Origin of the sequence: Microvirgula aerodenitrificans DSM 15089 (genome assembly GCF_000620105.1) — a bacterium.
GTDB classification, from domain to species: Bacteria; Pseudomonadota; Gammaproteobacteria; order Burkholderiales; family Aquaspirillaceae; genus Microvirgula; species Microvirgula aerodenitrificans.
The window spans coordinates 1-15,391 of the sequence record NZ_JHVK01000041.1 but is presented as its reverse complement, the minus strand read 5'-3'; the positions used below and the strand labels follow the sequence as shown (position 1 = coordinate 15,391).

The following is a 15,391-nucleotide window of genomic DNA, read 5'->3' as shown; positions in this document are numbered from 1 at the left end:
GAATGGGCCTGCCGAAGAGGAGTTCGATTGCAATTCATTCGGCCGGGAAAGCCGGTAGACAATGCACATATCGAAAGCTTCAATGGCCGGTTTCGGGAAGAGTGTCTGAACCAGCATGTCTTTCGGAACCTGCATGATGCCAAGCAGAAAATCGAAGCCTGGCGCCAGGATTACAACGCCGCTCGGCCACATAGTGCGCTGGGCTACCTGACCCCGGTCGAATACCGGGAGAAAAACCATCCCCAACCAGTCCTGATTGCTAATTTATGACTGGGATACCGGGCGGGGGAAGGTCACCACCACGCCGTTGTCGCCGATCGCGGCATCGACGCCACCGCTTTCGACTTCCTTCAGCACCAGCGGCAGGCTTTCGAAGCGCTTGGTGTTCGGGCTGTTGGCGCCGAACAGCTTCTGCGCGACGGCATCGGCGGTGGTGCCGGTGGTCACGGCGATTTTCTTGCCCTGCAGGTCTTCAACCCTGGAGATGCTCTGGCCCCTGGTCACCAGGATCAGTTGCTCGGCCTCGAAGTACGGTTCGGAGAAGTCCATGTTCTCCTTGCGCTTGTCGGTAATGGTCACGGCCGAGGTCAGCAGGTCATTGTCGCCATTTTCCAGCGACGCGAAGATGCCTTCCCACGGCGTGTTGTTGAACTGGACCTTGATGCCCGCAGCGTCAGCCACGGCCTGGGTCAGGTCAATCTCGAAGCCGACCAGCTTGCCGGATGCGTCGACCGATTCAAACGGGGCAAAGGCGGCGTTCATGCCGACCTTGTAGACCTTCTCGGTCGGTGCGGCGGCGGCATCGGTGGCGGGGGCTTCGCTTTTGCCTCCGCAGGCGGCCAGTACGGCGGTCGTCATCATTGCTATCAGGATCCGGTGCAGCTTCACGTCAAACTCCTTGTATTTCTTTGAATGTGTCAGCCCCTGTGAGGGGCCGTGCGCAAGGTTACGCGAAGTTCGCACCGGCGCCAAAACGTAAAAAAGCCAACCCGAGGGTTGGCTTTTCCATGAACGGCTTACGCAATCAAGCAGCAGCTTGCTCTTCAGCAACAGCGTCCACTTCCGGGCGGTCCACCAGTTCGACCAGCGCCAGCGGCGCGTTATCGCCTTGACGGAAGCCGTACTTCAGGATGCGGAGGTAGCCACCATTACGGTTGGCATAGCGCGGGCCGAGAATGTCGAACAGCTTGACGACAATTTCGCGATCGCGCGTGCGGTCGAAGGCCAGACGACGGTTGGCCAGCGACGACTGCTTGCCGAGGGTGATCAGCGGCTCTGCTACGCGACGCAGTTCCTTTGCCTTCGGCAGCGTGGTCACGATAGCTTCGTGACGCAGCAGCGAGTTGGCCAGGTTGCGCAGCATGGCGAGACGATGGCTCGACGTGCGGTTGAGTTTGCGATTGGCTAGACGGTGACGCATTGTAGAGTCCTTTAACTGTGACCGAGGGCCTTAGGGCTTCTCGAGACCAGCCGGCGGCCAGTTTTCCAGCTTCATCCCCAACGTGAGACCCTTGGAAGCCAACACTTCCTTGATCTCGTTGAGCGACTTGCGGCCGAGGTTCGGCGTCTTCAGAAGCTCGGTTTCGGTACGCTGAATCAGGTCGCCGATGTAATAGATGTTTTCCGCCTTCAGGCAATTGGCCGAACGAACGGTCAATTCGAGATCGTCAACCGGACGCAACAGGATCGGATCGACCTGCGGCGCACGTTCTTCGATCACTTCGACGGTAGTGCCTTGGAGATCGGCGAAAATCGAGAGTTGATCGATCAGGATACGGGCGGCAGAACGCACAGCCTCTTCCGGTTCGACAACACCATTGGTCTCGATATCCAGCACCAGACGGTCAAGGTCAGTACGCTGCTCAACGCGGGCGCTTTCAACAGCAAAGCTGACGCGGCGAACCGGGCTGAAGGACGCATCCAGCAGAATCGTACCGATTTGCCGGTTGTCATCCTGCTTGATCCGAACCGGAGCCGGCTGATAGCCACGGCCCTTCTCGACCTTGATCTCCATGTCGATCTTGCCGCCAGCTGCCAGGTTGCAGATGACGTGGTCGGGGTTCACCACCTCGACGTCGTGCGGCAAATCGATATCGCTGGCCAGAACCGGGCCCTCGCCCTCTTTCTTGAGAGCAAGCAGAACCGACTCACGACCATGCAGTTTCAACACCACACCTTTAAGGTTCAGGAGGATGTCTACGACATCTTCCCGAACCCCGTCCAGTGCGGAGTACTCATGCAAAACGCCAGCGATAGACACTTCGGTCGGAGCGAAGCCGGGCATCGACGACAGCAGAATGCGGCGCAGGGCGTTACCGAGCGTATAGGCGTACCCACGCTCGAACGGCTCCATGGCCACACGCGCTTGCGAGGCCGAGACCGGCTGCACGTCAATCAGACGCGGCTTGAGAAATTCCGAAGCGCTGTTTTGCATAGTGGTTCCTTTTGGCTAGCGATTACTTGGAGTAGAACTCGACCACAAGTTGCTCGTTGATATCGCTAGACAGTTCGGAGCGCTCCGGTGCGTTCTTGAACGTACCTTCCAGTTTCTTGGAATCGACCGTCAGCCAGCCCGGGAAACCAATCTGTTCAGCGAGCGCGACCGCTTCGGCGATACGAGCCTGTTTCCGGGCCTTTTCGCGAACGGCAACGACGTCACCCGTCTTGACCTGGAACGAAGCGATGTTCACCACCTGGCCGTTGACCGTGATGGCCTTGTGGCTGACCAGCTGACGTGCTTCGGCACGGGTCGAACCGTAGCCCATGCGGTAGACGACGTTGTCCAGACGCGACTCAAGAATCTGGAGCAGGTTTTCGCCAGTCGAGCCCTTGCGGCGCTCGGCTTCAGCGAAGTATTTGCGGAATTGACGCTCCAGAACGCCGTAGATACGACGGATCTTTTGCTTTTCGCGCAGGTGCACACCGTAGTCGGACAGACGCGGCTGTTTAGCACCGTGTTGGCCGGGGCGGCTTTCGAGTTTGCATTTGCTGTCGATCGAACGGCGAGCACTCTTCAGGAAGAGGTCGGTGCCTTCACGACGAGCCAGTTTACATTTCGGACCAGTATAACGTGCCATGATTTCTCACATTCTCCCAATTAGATCCGGCGCTTCTTGGGCGGACGGCAGCCATTGTGCGGAATCGGCGTCACGTCAGTGATGCTGGTGATTTTAAAGCCAAGTGCGTTCAAAGCGCGTACCGACGAGTCGCGGCCCGGGCCAGGGCCCTTGATGCGAACTTCGAGGTTCTTGACACCGTATTCTTGGGCAACTTTACCAGCTGCTTCCGCTGCGACCTGCGCTGCGAAAGGCGTACTCTTGCGCGACCCCTTAAAACCAGCACCGCCCGAGGTAGCCCAAGACAGTGCATTCCCTTGGCGATCGGTGATGGTAATGATGGTGTTATTAAAGGACGCGTGAACGTGAACGATCCCTTCGGAAACGCTCTTCTTCACTTTTTTGCGTACGCGGACTGTGTTTGCTTTAGCCATTGTCAATCCTTAGATTTACTTCTTGCCGGCGATAGGCTTGCGCGGGCCCTTGCGCGTACGCGCATTGGTCCTGGTGCGCTGGCCGCGGCACGGCAACCCACGGCGATGACGGAAGCCGCGGTAGCAGCCTAGGTCCATCAAACGCTTGATGCTCATGGTGACTTCACGGCGCAGGTCACCTTCTACGGTGAACTTCGCGATTTCGTCACGCAGTTTTTCCATTTCCGCATCAGTCAGATCCTTGACCTTGGTGCTGGTCACGACACCGGTCGCCGCGCAGATGTTCTTAGCGCGGGTTGCACCGATACCGTAGATTGCCTGCAGGCCAACCCAGATATGCTGATGGTTAGGAATGTTTACCCCTGCAATACGGGCCATACATTTACCCCAAACTCGAAAAGTTGCTGATGTTACACGCAAAAAGCGCTGGCTTCAAATCAGCCTTGCTTTTGCTTGTGACGCGGGTCCGTGCAGATCACTCGCACCACACCGTGGCGGCGGATGATCTTGCAGTTGCGGCAGATCTTCTTGACCGAAGGCTGAACTCGCATGTTTTTCCTTTCAGATTCACTACGCGCCCTTACTTGGCGCGGAACACGATGCGTGCACGGGACAGGTCGTACGGCGTCAACTCCACCGTGACCCGGTCACCGGGCAGGATGCGGATGTAGTGCATCCGCATCTTGCCGGAGACATGTCCCAAGACAATATGACCGTTTTCCAGCTTGACCCGGAAAGTTGCATTCGGGAGGTTTTCAAGCACCTCCCCCTGCATCTGGATCGTATCTTCTTTCGACATGACTTCCCGGCCAACCCATCAACGCGACAGGAGACCGCCGTTCTTGAAGTTGGCCTTCTTGAGCAGGCTTTCGTACTGATGCGACAGCATGTACGACTGCACCTGCGCCATGAAGTCCATGGTCACGACGACGATGATCAACAGGGACGTGCCACCGAAGTAGAACGGTACATTCCACTTGAGGATCAGGAACTCCGGCATCAGGCACACCAGGGCGATGTAGATCGCACCGATGAGCGTCAGGCGGAGAATGATCTTCTCGATGTACCGGGAGGTCTGCTCACCCGGGCGGATGCCAGGGATGAACGCCCCACTCTTCTTCAGGTTGTCGGCCGTTTCCTTCGGGTTGAACACCAACGCCGTGTAGAAGTAGCAGAAGAAAATGATGGCTGCGGCGTACAGCAACACATAGATCGGTTGTCCCGGATGCAATGCGTTACCGATATTCTTCAGCCAACCCAGACCTTCGGTGTTGCCAAACCAGCCCACCACCGTAGCGGGGAACAGGATGATGCTCGACGCGAAGATCGGCGGAATCACACCGGCCATGTTGAGCTTGAGCGGCATGTGCGTGCTCTGGCCCTGCATGACGCGGCTGCCGACCTGGCGCTTCGCATAGTTCACCAGCACCTTGCGCTGACCGCGCTCGACGAATACGACGAGACACGTCACCGCCACCACGCCAACGAACAGCGCGATCACCAGCAGGATCGGAAGGCTGCCCTGGCTCGCCAGGGTCAGGGTCTTGCCGATCGCCGACGGCACGCCGGCGGCGATACCGGCGCAAATCAGCATCGAGATGCCGTTGCCGATACCACGTTCAGTGATCTGTTCGCCCAGCCACATCAGGAACATCGTCCCGGTGACCAGGGTCACGACCGTCGTCAGGTAAAACTCGAACTGCGAGCTCAGCACCAGGTTAGGCTGCTTGAACAGCATGACCGCGATGCCGAACGACTGGAAGGTCGCGAGCACCACAGTCGCGTAGCGCGTGTACTGAGTGATCTTGCGTCGTCCCTGTTCGCCTTCCTTCTTCAGCTGCTTGAGGCTCGGAATGACTTCGCCTGCCAGCTGCAGAATGATGGATGCCGAGATGTACGGCATGATGCCGATGGCAAATACCGTAAACCGGGACAGGGCCCCGCCCGAGAACATGTTGAACATGTCGAGGAGGCCCGTCTGCGACGACTGGAACAACTTCGCTAGTTCGGCCGGATTGATCCCGGGGACCGGGATATGCGCGCCAATGCGGTAGACGATCAGGGCGCCGATCAGGAACAGGATGCGACGCTTCAAATCGCCGAACTTGCTGGCGTTAGCCGCTAGAGAAGGAGTAGCCACGGATTGTCGTGCCTTTCGTTACTCGACGAACTTGCCGCCGGCGGCTTCGATCGCAGCCTTGGCGCCTGCAGTGGCAGCAATGCCACGCAGCGTCAGTGCACGATCGATCTTGCCGGCGAGAATCACCTTGGCCGCCTTGGCACCGGTCTTCACCAGGCCGGCTTGCGCCAGCGCCAGGAAGTCGATGTCATCGACCGGCAGACGATTCAGGTCGTCGAGACGAATTTCGACCGTCAGGCCCTTCGTCAGCGACTTGAAACCACGCTTCGGCAGGCGACGTTGCAGCGGCATTTGACCGCCTTCGAAGCCGACCTTGTGGAAGCCGCCCGAACGGGACTTCTGGCCCTTGTGACCGCGACCAGCGGTCTTGCCCAGGCCCGAGCCGATGCCACGGCCCACGCGACGCTTGGCGTGCTTGGCACCTTCGGCAGGTTTGATGGTGTTCAGAAACATCTTAACCCTCGCATTTAACCAGGTAGCAGATCTTGTTGATCATGCCGCGGTTTTCGGGGGTGTCGAGCACTTCGACGGTCTGGTTGATCTTCTTGAGACCCAGGCCGCGCGCGCAGGCACGGTGGGCTTCGATACGACCGATCAGGCTCTTCACCAGGGTGACTTTGACGGTTTTCTTGTCGCTCATTCTTCAATCCCCAGAATCTGGGCGACGGTCTTGCCACGCTTGGAGGCAATGTCGGCCGGGGTGTTGATCTTCGAGAGACCGTCCAGCGTGGCGCGAACGACGTTGTACGGGTTCGTCGAACCGTGCACCTTTGCGGACACGTTGTGGACGCCCATCGCATCGAACACTTCACGCATGGCGCCGCCCGCCTTCACGCCCGAGCCTTCCGGCGCCGGTTGCATGAACACGGTGGTCGCGCCGTGCTGACCGATAACGGCGTGCTGCAGGGTGCCGTTCTTCAGCGGGATCTTGACCATCGTGCGGCGAGCCTGGTCCATGGCCTTTTGCACGGCGACCGGAACTTCCTTCGCCTTGCCCTTGCCCATGCCGATGCTGCCATCGCCGTCACCAACCACGGTGAGTGCCGAGAAAGCCATGATACGGCCACCCTTCACCACCTTGGTCACGCGGTTCACACCGATCATTTTCTCGGTGAGACCGTCGCCACGCTCTTCAATATCGTGCTTAGCCATTGTCTACTCCAAATCAGAATACGAGGCCGTTTTCACGCGCGGCATCAGCCAGCGCCTTGATACGACCGTGGTATTGAAAACCGGAGCGGTCGAAGGCGACTTTGTCGATACCGGCAGCCTTCGCCTTTTCGGCGATCCGTTTGCCAATCAAGGTTGCAGCCGCAGCATTGCCACCGTTGGCCAGTTCCTTGCGGACTTCGGCTTCCAGCGTCGAAGCCGTAGCCAGGACCTTGCCGCCAGTCTCATCAATGATCTGGGCGTAGATATGGCAGTTGGTGCGATGCACAGAGAGACGCACCATCTTGAGCTCCGCAATCCGTGCACGGGTTTTGCGTGCGCGGCGGAGTCGAGTTTGTTTCTTATCCATGACTGAGCCTCAATTATTTCTTCTTGGTTTCTTTCAAAACCACGCGCTCGTCCGCATAGCGGACGCCCTTGCCCTTGTACGGCTCCGGGGCACGGTAAGCGCGGATTTCGGCAGCAACCTGGCCGACCTGTTGCTTGTCGACACCCTTAAGGATGACTTCGGTCTGCGACGGGGTTTCCACCTTGACGCCTTCCGGCATCTTGTGGGCGACCGGGTGCGAGAAACCAAGCGTGAGGTTCAGCGTGTCGCCAGCGGCCTGGGCACGATAGCCCACGCCAACCAGTTGCAGCTTGCGTTCGAAGCCCTTGGACACGCCGGTTGCCGCATTGGCAGCCAGAGCGCGCAGGGTGCCGGACATAGCACGCGAGAACTTGCTTTCATTTTTGGCAGCGAACTTCAGGGCGCCTTCTTCAAGACGCACATCGACTTCGCTGTTCAGCGCCAGGGCCAGTTGGCCGAGCGAACCCTTGATAACGAGTTCGTCAGCGGTGAACTTGGCTTCGACGCCAGCCGGCAGGACTACCGGATTCTTAGCTACGCGAGACATTAGTTCACCCCCATTACGCCACGATGCACAGGAGCTCACCGCCGATGCCGGCCGCACGGGCCTTGCGATCGGTCATGACACCCTTCGAAGTCGAAACGATCGAAATACCCAGACCGTTCATGACCTTCGGAATGTCTCCGGTGCTCTTGTAGATACGCAGGCCAGGGCGCGAAACGCGTTCAATGCGTTCGATGACCGGGCGGCCGGCGTAATACTTCAGTTGAATGTCGAGGACCGGTTTCTTTTCCTCACCGGCCACCGAGAATTCCTCGATGTAACCCTCATCCTTCAGCACTGCAGCGATGGCCAGCTTCAGCTTCGAAGACGGCATCGTCACGGTCGCTTTGGCAGCGCGCTGGGCGTTGCGGATGCGAGTCAGCATATCGGAGATCGGATCATGCATGCTCATAGTCGATATCCCTCTTACCAGCTCGCTTTGACAATACCCGGAATCTCGCCACGCATTGCGATTTCACGCAGTTTGTTGCGGGCCAGACCGAATTTGCGGAACACGCCACGCGGACGTCCGGTGATGGCGCAGCGATTACGCTGGCGAACCGGGCTGGCGTTGCGCGGCAGTTGTTGCAGCTGCAGGCGGGCTGCGTAGCGCTCTTCATCGGAGAGGCTCGCATTGTTGATGATGGCGAGCAGCTTTTCGCGCTTGGCAGCGAACTTCGCTGCCAGCTTGACGCGCTTCTCTTCGCGGTTGATCAGTGCAAGTTTTGCCATGTGCTTAACCCTTGAACGGGAACTTGAACGCTGCCAGCAGGGCGCGGGCTTCCTCGTCGGTCTTCGCGGTCGTGGTGACAGTAATGTTCATGCCACGCAGCGCGTCGATCTTGTCGTATTCGACTTCCGGGAAGATGATCTGCTCGCGAACGCCCATGTTGTAGTTGCCACGGCCGTCAAACGACTTGCCGTTGATACCACGGAAGTCACGAACGCGCGGCAGCGCGATGGTCACCAGGCGGTCAAGGAATTCGAACATGCGTTCGCGACGCAGCGTGACCTTGCAACCGACCGGGTAGCCTTCGCGGATCTTGAAACCGGCGATCGACTTGCGGGCGTTGGTCACGACCGGTTTTTGACCCGAGATTTTCTGCAGGTCGCCAACGGCGAAATCCATCACTTTTTTATCAGCAACCGCTTCACCGACACCCATGTTCAGGGTGATTTTTTCGATGCGCGGCACTTCCATCACGGACTTGTAGCCGAACTGCTTGACCAGCTCAGGCACAACCGTGGTCTTGTAGAACTCTTGCAAACGGGCTGCCATGATTGCTCCTTACGCGCCGATCACTTCGCCGTTCGACTTGAACACGCGAACCTTGCGACCGTCTTCCAGGGTCTTGAAACCGACACGGTCGGCCTTCTTGGAAGTCGGGTTGAAGATGGCGACGTTCGATACGTCGATCGACATGGTCTTGTCCACGATACCGCCAGGAACACCCTTCACCGGATTCGGCTTCTGATGCTTCTTGACGACATTCACGCCCTCGACCAGGAGGCGGCCTTCAACCGGGAGCACGCGCAAAACTGCGCCACGCTTGCCCTTGTCTTTGCCGGTGATGACGACGACTTCGTCGCCTTTACGAATTTTGTGCATTGAGCCTTCTCCTTACAGCACTTCCGGCGCGAGCGAGACGATCTTCATGAATCGCTCGGTACGCAGCTCGCGTGTCACCGGCCCGAAGATACGGGTGCCGATCGGCTCAAGCTTGGTGTTCAGCAGAACGGCGGCATTGCCATCGAACTTGATGAGCGAACCGTCCGGACGACGAACGCCCTTGGCAGTACGCACAACAACGGCGTTGTAGACATCACCCTTCTTGACACGGCCTCGCGGCGCAGCATCTTTGATGCTCACCTTGATGATGTCGCCAACAGAAGCGTAGCGACGCTTGGAGCCACCGAGCACCTTGATGCACATCACTTTGCGCGCACCGGTGTTGTCAGCGACCTCCAAGATGGTCTGCATTTGAATCATCGGATTTTCCTTTTTTCGAACTTAACCCGCCATTTCGCCACAGCAATCATGACGAAACGCCGCACAATGGCTTGTGCGGCGCACGGACGGCCAGTTTTCGAGCCCGGAGGGCATTTCCACCTGGGTAGGTGGCGAAAGAAATCGCATTATACGGAAGGGTTTCCCCTTCCGCAACAGCGATTTACACCTGGCGTGCTTTCTCGACCAGAGAAGCCACTTTCCACGTCTTGGTCTTCGAGTACGGACGGCATTCCGTGATGGTCACGGTGTCGCCGGCGCCGAACTCGTTGTTCTCGTCGTGGGCGTGGTACTTCTTGGAGAGTCGGATCACTTTGCCGTAGATGGGGTGCTTGACCTTGCGCTCAACCAGCACAACCACGGTCTTGTCCATCTTGTCACTGACGATCTTGCCGGTCAGCGTACGGACGACTTTGTTGGTTTCGGTCATGTCAAGCTGCCTTCTCGTGCAAAGCGGTGCGAACGCGCGCGATATCGCGGCGCACCTTTTTCAGTTCGCTGGTCTTGCTCAGCTGCTGCGTAGCAAGCTGCATACGCAGGCCAAACTGCGCCTTCAACAGGCTCAGCAGTTCGGTCTTGAGCTCGTCAGCAGACTTGGCTCTCAGTTCGGACGCTTTCATTTATTGACCTACCTGTCTCACAACGAAAGTGGTCGGGATCGGCAGCTTCGCAGCAGCCAGCCGGAACGCTTCGCGCGCCAGTTCCTCGTTCACACCTTCCATTTCGTACAGCACCTTGCCCGGCTGGATTTCGGCAACCCAATACTCGACGCTACCCTTGCCGTTACCCATACGGACTTCGGCCGGCTTCTTCGAGATCGGTTTGTCCGGGAACACCCGGATCCAGATGCGGCCGCCACGCTTGATGTGGCGGGTCATGGCGCGACGGGCGGCTTCGATCTGGCGAGCGGTCAGACGACCACGGCCAGTGGCCTTCAGGCCGAAGTCGCCGAAGCTGATCTTGTTACCGCGGGTTGCCAGGCCGGTGTTGCGGCCCTTCTGCATCTTGCGGTACTTGAGTCTAGTTGGCTGCAGCATTGCGTCCGCCCTTTCTCATCTTCTTTTCCGGCTGGGTCGGCTCGGCCGACACTTGACCCGGCTTGAGGTCGCCCTTGTACACCCACACCTTGATGCCGATGACACCGTAGGTGGTGTGCGCTTCGCTGGTCGCGTAATCAACGTCTGCACGCAGGGTATGCAACGGCACGCGGCCTTCGCGATACCACTCGGTGCGAGCGATTTCGATACCGTTCAGGCGGCCCGACGACATGATCTTGATGCCCAGGGCACCCAGACGCATCGCGTTCTGCATCGCGCGCTTCATGGCACGACGGAACATCACGCGCTTTTCGAGCTGCGAGGCGATACCGTCGGCGATGATTTGCGAGTCGATTTCCGGCTTGCGAACTTCTTCGATGTTCACGTGAACCGGAACGCCCATGCGGCGCTGGAGTTCCTGCTTCAGCAGCTCGATGTCTTCACCCTTCTTGCCAATCACCACGCCCGGACGGGCGGTGTGAATGGTAATGCGGGCGCTTTTGGCCGGACGCTCGATGATGATGCGGCTCACCGAAGCGCTCTTCAGCTTGCCCTTCAGGAAGTCACGAACATCGATGTCTTCCTTCAGCATGCCAGCGAAGTTCTGGCTGCTTGCATACCATTTGGAAGACCAGTTGCGGGTCAACACCAAGCGGAAACCGCGTGGATCAATTTTCTGTCCCATGATCTACCCCTTAGTTACCCACGACGAGCGTGATGTGGCAGGTTTGCTTTTCAATGCGGTTGCCACGACCCTTCGCGCGTGCAGAGAAGCGCTTCAGGCTCGGGCCCTTGTCCACATAGACGGTAGCAACCTTCAGGGTGTCGATGTCGGCGCCTTCGTTGTGCTCAGCGTTGGCGATAGCCGACTCGAGCACCTTCTTCATCAGACCGGCGCTTTTCTTCGGCGTGTAGGTCAGGATGTTGATGGCTTGCTCGACGGACTTGCCACGAATCAGATCGGCCACAAGGCGAGCCTTTTGAGCCGAAACGCGGGCGTTATTCAGTACAGCGGATACTTTCATCGCGTCACCTTACCGTTTCGCCTTCTTGTCGGCCGCGTGGCCCTTGAAGGTACGAGTCAGCGAGAACTCGCCGAGCTTGTGCCCCACCATGTTTTCCGACACATAGACCGGCACGTGGGTGCGGCCATTGTGAACGGCGATGGTCAGACCGACGAAGTCCGGCAGAATGGTCGAGCGACGCGACCAGGTCTTGATCGGGCGCTTGTCGTTCGAAGCACGCGCAGCATCCACCTTCTTGATGAGATGCATGTCGACGAACGGGCCCTTTTTAATGGAACGTGCCATATTCAGCTACCCTTTATTTCGAATGACGACGGCGCACAATCATGTTGTCGGTGCGCTTGTTATTGCGAGTGCGGAAGCCCTTGGCAGGCGTACCCCACGGGCTAACAGGCACACGGCCTTCGCCAGTACGGCCTTCACCACCACCGTGCGGGTGATCCACCGGGTTCATCGCCACGCCGCGAACGGTCGGGCGGATACCACGCCAGCGGGTCGCACCGGCCTTGCCGAGCTTGCGCAGGCCATGCTCTTCGTTGCCCACTTCGCCGATGGTCGCGCGGCAGTCGATGTGCACCTTGCGGATTTCACCGGAGCGCAGACGCAGCTGGGCGTACGAACCTTCGCGAGCCAGCAGTTGCACCGAAGCACCAGCCGAACGTGCCAGTTGAGCGCCCTTGCCCGGTTGCATTTCGATGCAATGGACCGTGGTACCCACCGGGATGTTGCGGATCGGCAGGCAGTTGCCGGCCTTGATCGGGGCTTCAGCACCGTTCAGCAGCTCGGCGCCAACCTTCACGCCCTTCGGCGCAATGATGTAGCGGCGTTCGCCGTCGGCGTAGCACAGCAGCGCGATGTGAGCGGTGCGGTTCGGGTCGTATTCGATCCGTTCGACGCGGCCCACGATACCGTCCTTGTTGCGACGGAAGTCCATCACGCGGTAGTGATGCTTGTGACCACCGCCCTTGTGACGGGTCGTGATGTGACCGTTGTTGTTACGACCGGCATTCTGCTTCTGCTTTTCGAGCAGCGGTGCATACGGCGCACCCTTGTGCAGATCCGGCGAGACGACCTTGACGACGGCACGGCGGCCAGCGGAGGTCGGTTTAACTTTTACGAGTGCCATGGTTATCCCCTTACTCCGCAGCGGTCAGATCGATTTCCTGACCGGCAGCGAGGCACACATAAGCCTTCTTCCAGTCGCCGCGACGACCGATATTGCGGCCGAAGCGCTTGACCTTGCCCTTGACGTTCAGCATTTGCACACCGTCAACCTTGACGTTGAACAGCAGTTCGACGGCAGCCTTGACTTCCGGCTTGGTCGCATCGCTGGTCACCTTGAACACCACTTGCTGGTGCTTGTCGGCCACGAGCGTGCTCTTCTCGGAAACCACAGGGGCCAGGATGACTTGCATCAGACGTTCTTGATTCATGCCCACTGCTCCTCGAGTTGCTTCACGGCGTCGCGAGTCATCACAACTTTGTCGAAGCGAACCAGGCTGTACGGATCGGCCTGAGCGGCTTCGATCACCAGCACGTTCGGCAGGTTGCGCGACGACAGGTACAGGTTTTCGTCCAGTTCCTTGGTGATGACCAGGGCGCGTTCCAGGCCCAGCGTCTTCACCTTGGCAGCGAATTCCTTGGTCTTCGGGCTGTCAACCTTGATTTCGTCAATGATGATCAGACGTTCGCTGCGCACCAGTTCCGACAGGATGGCGGCAACGCCCGCGCGGTACATCTTGCGGTTGACCTTGTGGCTGAAGTTTTCGTCCGGGCTGTTCGGGAAAACCTTGCCACCGCCACGCCACAACGGGCTGGCTGCGCGACCCGAACGAGCGCGACCGGTGCCCTTTTGGCGCCACGGCTTGCGAGTCGACTTGTTGACTTCGCTGCGATCCTTCTGGGCGCGGTTACCGGAACGGGCGTTCGCCAGGAAGGCGGTCACGATCTGGTGGACCAGCGCTTCGTTGTACTCACGGCCGAACAGGGCGTCCGACGCAACCAGACCTTCAACGGCCTGACCTTGCTGATTGATTACTTTCAGTTCCATCACGCACCTGCCTTCACTGCCGGACGCACGACGACGTCGTTACCCTTGGCACCCGGGACAGCGCCCTTGACCAGAAGCAGGTGACGTTCGGTGTCGATACGGACGATTTCGAGACTCTGCACGGTGCGCTTGACGTTGCCGTACTGGCCGGCCATGCGCTTGCCCGGGAAGACCCGACCCGGATCCTGGGCTTGACCGATCGAACCCGGCGCGCGGGTGGTCACGGAGTTACCATGGGATTCACGGTTGGAAGAGAAGTTGTGACGCTTGATCACGCCGGAGAAGCCTTTACCCTGGCTGGTACCGGTCACATCGACCAGTTGACCGACCTGGAAAACTTCAACGGTCAGGCTGTCGCCGACCTTCAGCTCGGAGAGCTTGGCTGCGTCGAGGGCGAATTCCTTCTTGCCACGACCGGCTTCAACGCCGGCCTTGGCGAAGTGACCGGCTTCCGGCTTGGAAACGCGATTCGCCTTCTTCGAGCCGTAGGTCACCTGAACGGCGGTGTAACCGTCGGTTTCGGCGGTTTTGATTTGCGTGACGCGATTGGCGGACATGTCCAGCACCGTCACCGGGATGGCTGCACCATCCTCGGCAAAGACGCGGGTCATGCCGACTTTGCGACCGACAAGACCTAAACTCATCGTTATTTCCTTCAAGAGGTGGCGGTTACGATTGACCGCCAATAACAAAACGGGCTCACCAAATGGTGAGCCCGCGAATCTAACACAGATTTTTCAATAACTGCAAGCACTTATCGCAGTAGTTTGTCTGCGCGCTAGCGGATCGCTCCGCCACACAGGCCCGCACGCCGTGCGGGCCACGCTATTGCTTGTATTACTGCAGCTTGATTTCGACGTCCACGCCAGCCGGGAGGTCCAGCTTCATCAGCGCGTCAACGGTCTTGTCCGTCGGATCGACGATGTCCATCAGGCGCAGGTGCGTACGGATTTCGAACTGGTCGCGCGACGTCTTGTTGACGTGCGGCGAACGCAGAACGTCGTAACGTTCGATCTTGGTCGGCAGCGGGACCGGACCCTTGACGACGGCGCCGGTACGCTTGGCGGTGTCAACGATTTCCTGGGCCGAGCGGTCGATCAGGTTGTAATCGAAAGCCTTGAGGCGGATACGGATCTTCTGGTTTTGCATTTGTCCGGGCTCCGATTACTTGATGATCTTGGCAACGACGCCGGCGCCGACGGTACGACCGCCTTCACGGATGGCGAAACGCAGGCCGTCTTCCATCGCGATCGGGGCGATCAGCGCGACGGTGATCGCCACGTTGTCACCCGGCATCACCATTTCCACGCCTTCCGGCAGCGTCACCGCACCGGTCACGTCCGTGGTACGGAAGTAGAACTGCGGACGGTAGCCCTGGAAGAACGGAGTGTGACGGCCGCCTTCTTCCTTGCTCAGCACGTACACTTCAGCGCCGAAGTCGGTATGCGGCGTGATCGAACCCGGCTTTGCCAGCACCTGGCCACGTTCCACGTCTTCACGCTTGGTGCCGCGCAGCAGCACGCCAACGTTGTCGCCGGCCTGACCCTGATCCAGCAGCTTGCGGAACATTTCCACGCC

At 58.9% G+C, this 15,391-nt stretch carries 32 protein-coding genes; 1 reads left to right on the top strand and 31 read right to left on the bottom strand.

Annotated features, from left to right (window positions below; translation table 11 throughout):
* Positions 1-270, top strand: a 270-nt coding sequence (locus tag Q352_RS23025; RefSeq protein WP_156952597.1) for an integrase core domain-containing protein, incomplete at its 5' end; no start/stop codon positions are given.
* On the opposite strand, the gene Q352_RS21810 is transcribed toward Q352_RS23025, so the two are convergent.
* The 31 genes from Q352_RS21810 to Q352_RS0117345 all read right to left on the bottom strand — a co-directional run.
* The gene (locus Q352_RS21810; protein ID WP_244879597.1) at positions 265-888 is read right to left on the bottom strand and encodes a transporter substrate-binding domain-containing protein; all 624 of its coding nucleotides are present in this window, start codon (positions 886-888) and stop codon (positions 265-267) included. The genes Q352_RS23025 and Q352_RS21810 overlap by 6 nt on opposite strands.
* Before the next feature lie 136 nt (positions 889-1,024).
* Positions 1,025-1,420, bottom strand: coding sequence for a 50S ribosomal protein L17 (rplQ, locus tag Q352_RS0117485; protein WP_028500440.1), 396 nt, complete (start codon positions 1,418-1,420; stop codon positions 1,025-1,027).
* A gap of 30 nt (positions 1,421-1,450) precedes the next feature.
* Positions 1,451-2,434 (bottom strand): DNA-directed RNA polymerase subunit alpha, encoded by a 984-nt coding sequence (locus Q352_RS0117480; RefSeq protein ID WP_028500439.1) that lies wholly within the window; start codon positions 2,432-2,434, stop codon positions 1,451-1,453.
* Between the two features lie 22 nt (positions 2,435-2,456).
* Positions 2,457-3,077, bottom strand: a complete 621-nt coding sequence (gene rpsD / locus Q352_RS0117475) for a 30S ribosomal protein S4 (protein WP_028500438.1) — start codon at positions 3,075-3,077, stop codon at positions 2,457-2,459.
* Positions 3,078-3,097: 20 nt separating this feature from the next.
* Positions 3,098-3,490, bottom strand: coding sequence for a 30S ribosomal protein S11 (gene rpsK, locus Q352_RS0117470; protein WP_028500437.1), 393 nt, complete (start codon positions 3,488-3,490; stop codon positions 3,098-3,100).
* A 15-nt stretch (positions 3,491-3,505) separates the two neighbouring features.
* Complete coding sequence (gene rpsM / locus Q352_RS0117465) at positions 3,506-3,868, bottom strand: 30S ribosomal protein S13 (protein ID WP_028500436.1); 363 nt, start codon at positions 3,866-3,868, stop codon at positions 3,506-3,508.
* Between the two features lie 59 nt (positions 3,869-3,927).
* Positions 3,928-4,041 carry a 50S ribosomal protein L36 gene (gene rpmJ, locus Q352_RS23020; protein ID WP_084300338.1) on the bottom strand — a complete coding sequence of 38 codons (114 nt, stop codon included), beginning with the start codon at positions 4,039-4,041 and terminating at the stop codon, positions 3,928-3,930.
* Between the two features lie 29 nt (positions 4,042-4,070).
* Positions 4,071-4,289, bottom strand: a complete 219-nt coding sequence (gene infA, locus Q352_RS0117460) for a translation initiation factor IF-1 (protein ID WP_028500435.1) — start codon at positions 4,287-4,289, stop codon at positions 4,071-4,073.
* Positions 4,290-4,307: 18 nt separating this feature from the next.
* A complete protein-coding gene (secY, locus tag Q352_RS0117455) occupies positions 4,308-5,630 on the bottom strand; it encodes a preprotein translocase subunit SecY (protein ID WP_028500434.1) in 1,323 nt (440 codons plus the stop codon).
* 18 nt (positions 5,631-5,648) lie between these two features.
* Positions 5,649-6,083, bottom strand: coding sequence for a 50S ribosomal protein L15 (rplO, locus tag Q352_RS0117450; protein WP_028500433.1), 435 nt, complete (start codon positions 6,081-6,083; stop codon positions 5,649-5,651).
* Between the two features lies 1 nt (position 6,084).
* Positions 6,085-6,270, bottom strand: coding sequence for a 50S ribosomal protein L30 (rpmD, locus tag Q352_RS0117445; RefSeq protein ID WP_028500432.1), 186 nt, complete (start codon positions 6,268-6,270; stop codon positions 6,085-6,087).
* Positions 6,267-6,782, bottom strand: a complete 516-nt coding sequence (rpsE, locus tag Q352_RS0117440; RefSeq protein WP_028500431.1) for a 30S ribosomal protein S5 — start codon at positions 6,780-6,782, stop codon at positions 6,267-6,269. The genes rpmD and rpsE overlap by 4 nt, the downstream gene beginning before the upstream one ends.
* Positions 6,783-6,795: 13 nt before the next feature.
* Positions 6,796-7,149 (bottom strand): 50S ribosomal protein L18, encoded by a 354-nt coding sequence (rplR, locus tag Q352_RS0117435; RefSeq protein ID WP_028500430.1) that lies wholly within the window; start codon positions 7,147-7,149, stop codon positions 6,796-6,798.
* Between the two features lie 13 nt (positions 7,150-7,162).
* Positions 7,163-7,696: a 50S ribosomal protein L6 gene (rplF, locus tag Q352_RS0117430; RefSeq protein WP_028500429.1), complete on the bottom strand. Its 534-nt coding sequence runs from the start codon at positions 7,694-7,696 to the stop codon at positions 7,163-7,165.
* 13 nt (positions 7,697-7,709) lie between these two features.
* Positions 7,710-8,105 carry a 30S ribosomal protein S8 gene (gene rpsH / locus Q352_RS0117425; protein WP_028500428.1) on the bottom strand — a complete coding sequence of 132 codons (396 nt, stop codon included), beginning with the start codon at positions 8,103-8,105 and terminating at the stop codon, positions 7,710-7,712.
* Positions 8,106-8,119: 14 nt separating this feature from the next.
* Positions 8,120-8,425 carry a 30S ribosomal protein S14 gene (gene rpsN / locus Q352_RS0117420; RefSeq protein WP_028500427.1) on the bottom strand — a complete coding sequence of 102 codons (306 nt, stop codon included), beginning with the start codon at positions 8,423-8,425 and terminating at the stop codon, positions 8,120-8,122.
* A gap of 4 nt (positions 8,426-8,429) precedes the next feature.
* Positions 8,430-8,972: a 50S ribosomal protein L5 gene (gene rplE / locus Q352_RS0117415; protein ID WP_028500426.1), complete on the bottom strand. Its 543-nt coding sequence runs from the start codon at positions 8,970-8,972 to the stop codon at positions 8,430-8,432.
* 9 nt (positions 8,973-8,981) lie between these two features.
* Positions 8,982-9,302: a 50S ribosomal protein L24 gene (rplX, locus tag Q352_RS0117410; RefSeq protein WP_028500425.1), complete on the bottom strand. Its 321-nt coding sequence runs from the start codon at positions 9,300-9,302 to the stop codon at positions 8,982-8,984.
* 12 nt (positions 9,303-9,314) lie between these two features.
* Positions 9,315-9,683 carry a 50S ribosomal protein L14 gene (rplN, locus tag Q352_RS0117405; protein WP_028500424.1) on the bottom strand — a complete coding sequence of 123 codons (369 nt, stop codon included), beginning with the start codon at positions 9,681-9,683 and terminating at the stop codon, positions 9,315-9,317.
* A 181-nt stretch (positions 9,684-9,864) separates the two neighbouring features.
* Positions 9,865-10,131, bottom strand: a complete 267-nt coding sequence (rpsQ, locus tag Q352_RS0117400; RefSeq protein ID WP_028500423.1) for a 30S ribosomal protein S17 — start codon at positions 10,129-10,131, stop codon at positions 9,865-9,867.
* 1 nt (position 10,132) lies between these two features.
* Positions 10,133-10,321 (bottom strand): 50S ribosomal protein L29, encoded by a 189-nt coding sequence (rpmC, locus tag Q352_RS0117395; RefSeq protein ID WP_028500422.1) that lies wholly within the window; start codon positions 10,319-10,321, stop codon positions 10,133-10,135.
* On the bottom strand, positions 10,322-10,738 hold the full coding sequence (gene rplP / locus Q352_RS0117390) for a 50S ribosomal protein L16 (RefSeq protein WP_028500421.1): 417 nt from the start codon (positions 10,736-10,738) through the stop codon (positions 10,322-10,324). It abuts the gene before it with no gap.
* On the bottom strand, positions 10,722-11,423 hold the full coding sequence (rpsC, locus tag Q352_RS0117385; protein ID WP_028500420.1) for a 30S ribosomal protein S3: 702 nt from the start codon (positions 11,421-11,423) through the stop codon (positions 10,722-10,724). Before rpsC ends, rplP begins: the two co-directional genes overlap by 17 nt.
* 10 nt (positions 11,424-11,433) lie before the next feature.
* Complete coding sequence (gene rplV, locus Q352_RS0117380) at positions 11,434-11,763, bottom strand: 50S ribosomal protein L22 (protein ID WP_028500419.1); 330 nt, start codon at positions 11,761-11,763, stop codon at positions 11,434-11,436.
* A gap of 9 nt (positions 11,764-11,772) precedes the next feature.
* On the bottom strand, positions 11,773-12,048 hold the full coding sequence (gene rpsS, locus Q352_RS0117375; protein WP_028500418.1) for a 30S ribosomal protein S19: 276 nt from the start codon (positions 12,046-12,048) through the stop codon (positions 11,773-11,775).
* 13 nt (positions 12,049-12,061) lie between these two features.
* Positions 12,062-12,889, bottom strand: coding sequence for a 50S ribosomal protein L2 (rplB, locus tag Q352_RS0117370; protein ID WP_028500417.1), 828 nt, complete (start codon positions 12,887-12,889; stop codon positions 12,062-12,064).
* 10 nt (positions 12,890-12,899) lie between these two features.
* On the bottom strand, positions 12,900-13,196 hold the full coding sequence (rplW, locus tag Q352_RS0117365) for a 50S ribosomal protein L23 (RefSeq protein WP_028500416.1): 297 nt from the start codon (positions 13,194-13,196) through the stop codon (positions 12,900-12,902).
* Positions 13,193-13,813, bottom strand: coding sequence for a 50S ribosomal protein L4 (gene rplD, locus Q352_RS0117360; RefSeq protein WP_028500415.1), 621 nt, complete (start codon positions 13,811-13,813; stop codon positions 13,193-13,195). Before rplD ends, rplW begins: the two co-directional genes overlap by 4 nt.
* The gene (gene rplC, locus Q352_RS0117355; protein ID WP_028500414.1) at positions 13,813-14,457 is read right to left on the bottom strand and encodes a 50S ribosomal protein L3; all 645 of its coding nucleotides are present in this window, start codon (positions 14,455-14,457) and stop codon (positions 13,813-13,815) included. Before rplC ends, rplD begins: the two co-directional genes overlap by 1 nt.
* A 193-nt stretch (positions 14,458-14,650) precedes the next feature.
* Entirely contained in the window at positions 14,651-14,962 is a 312-nt protein-coding gene (gene rpsJ / locus Q352_RS0117350; RefSeq protein ID WP_028500413.1) for a 30S ribosomal protein S10, read from the bottom strand.
* A 15-nt stretch (positions 14,963-14,977) separates the two neighbouring features.
* Positions 14,978-15,391, bottom strand: a 414-nt coding sequence (locus Q352_RS0117345; protein ID WP_028500412.1) for an EF-Tu C-terminal domain-related protein, incomplete at its 5' end; no start/stop codon positions are given.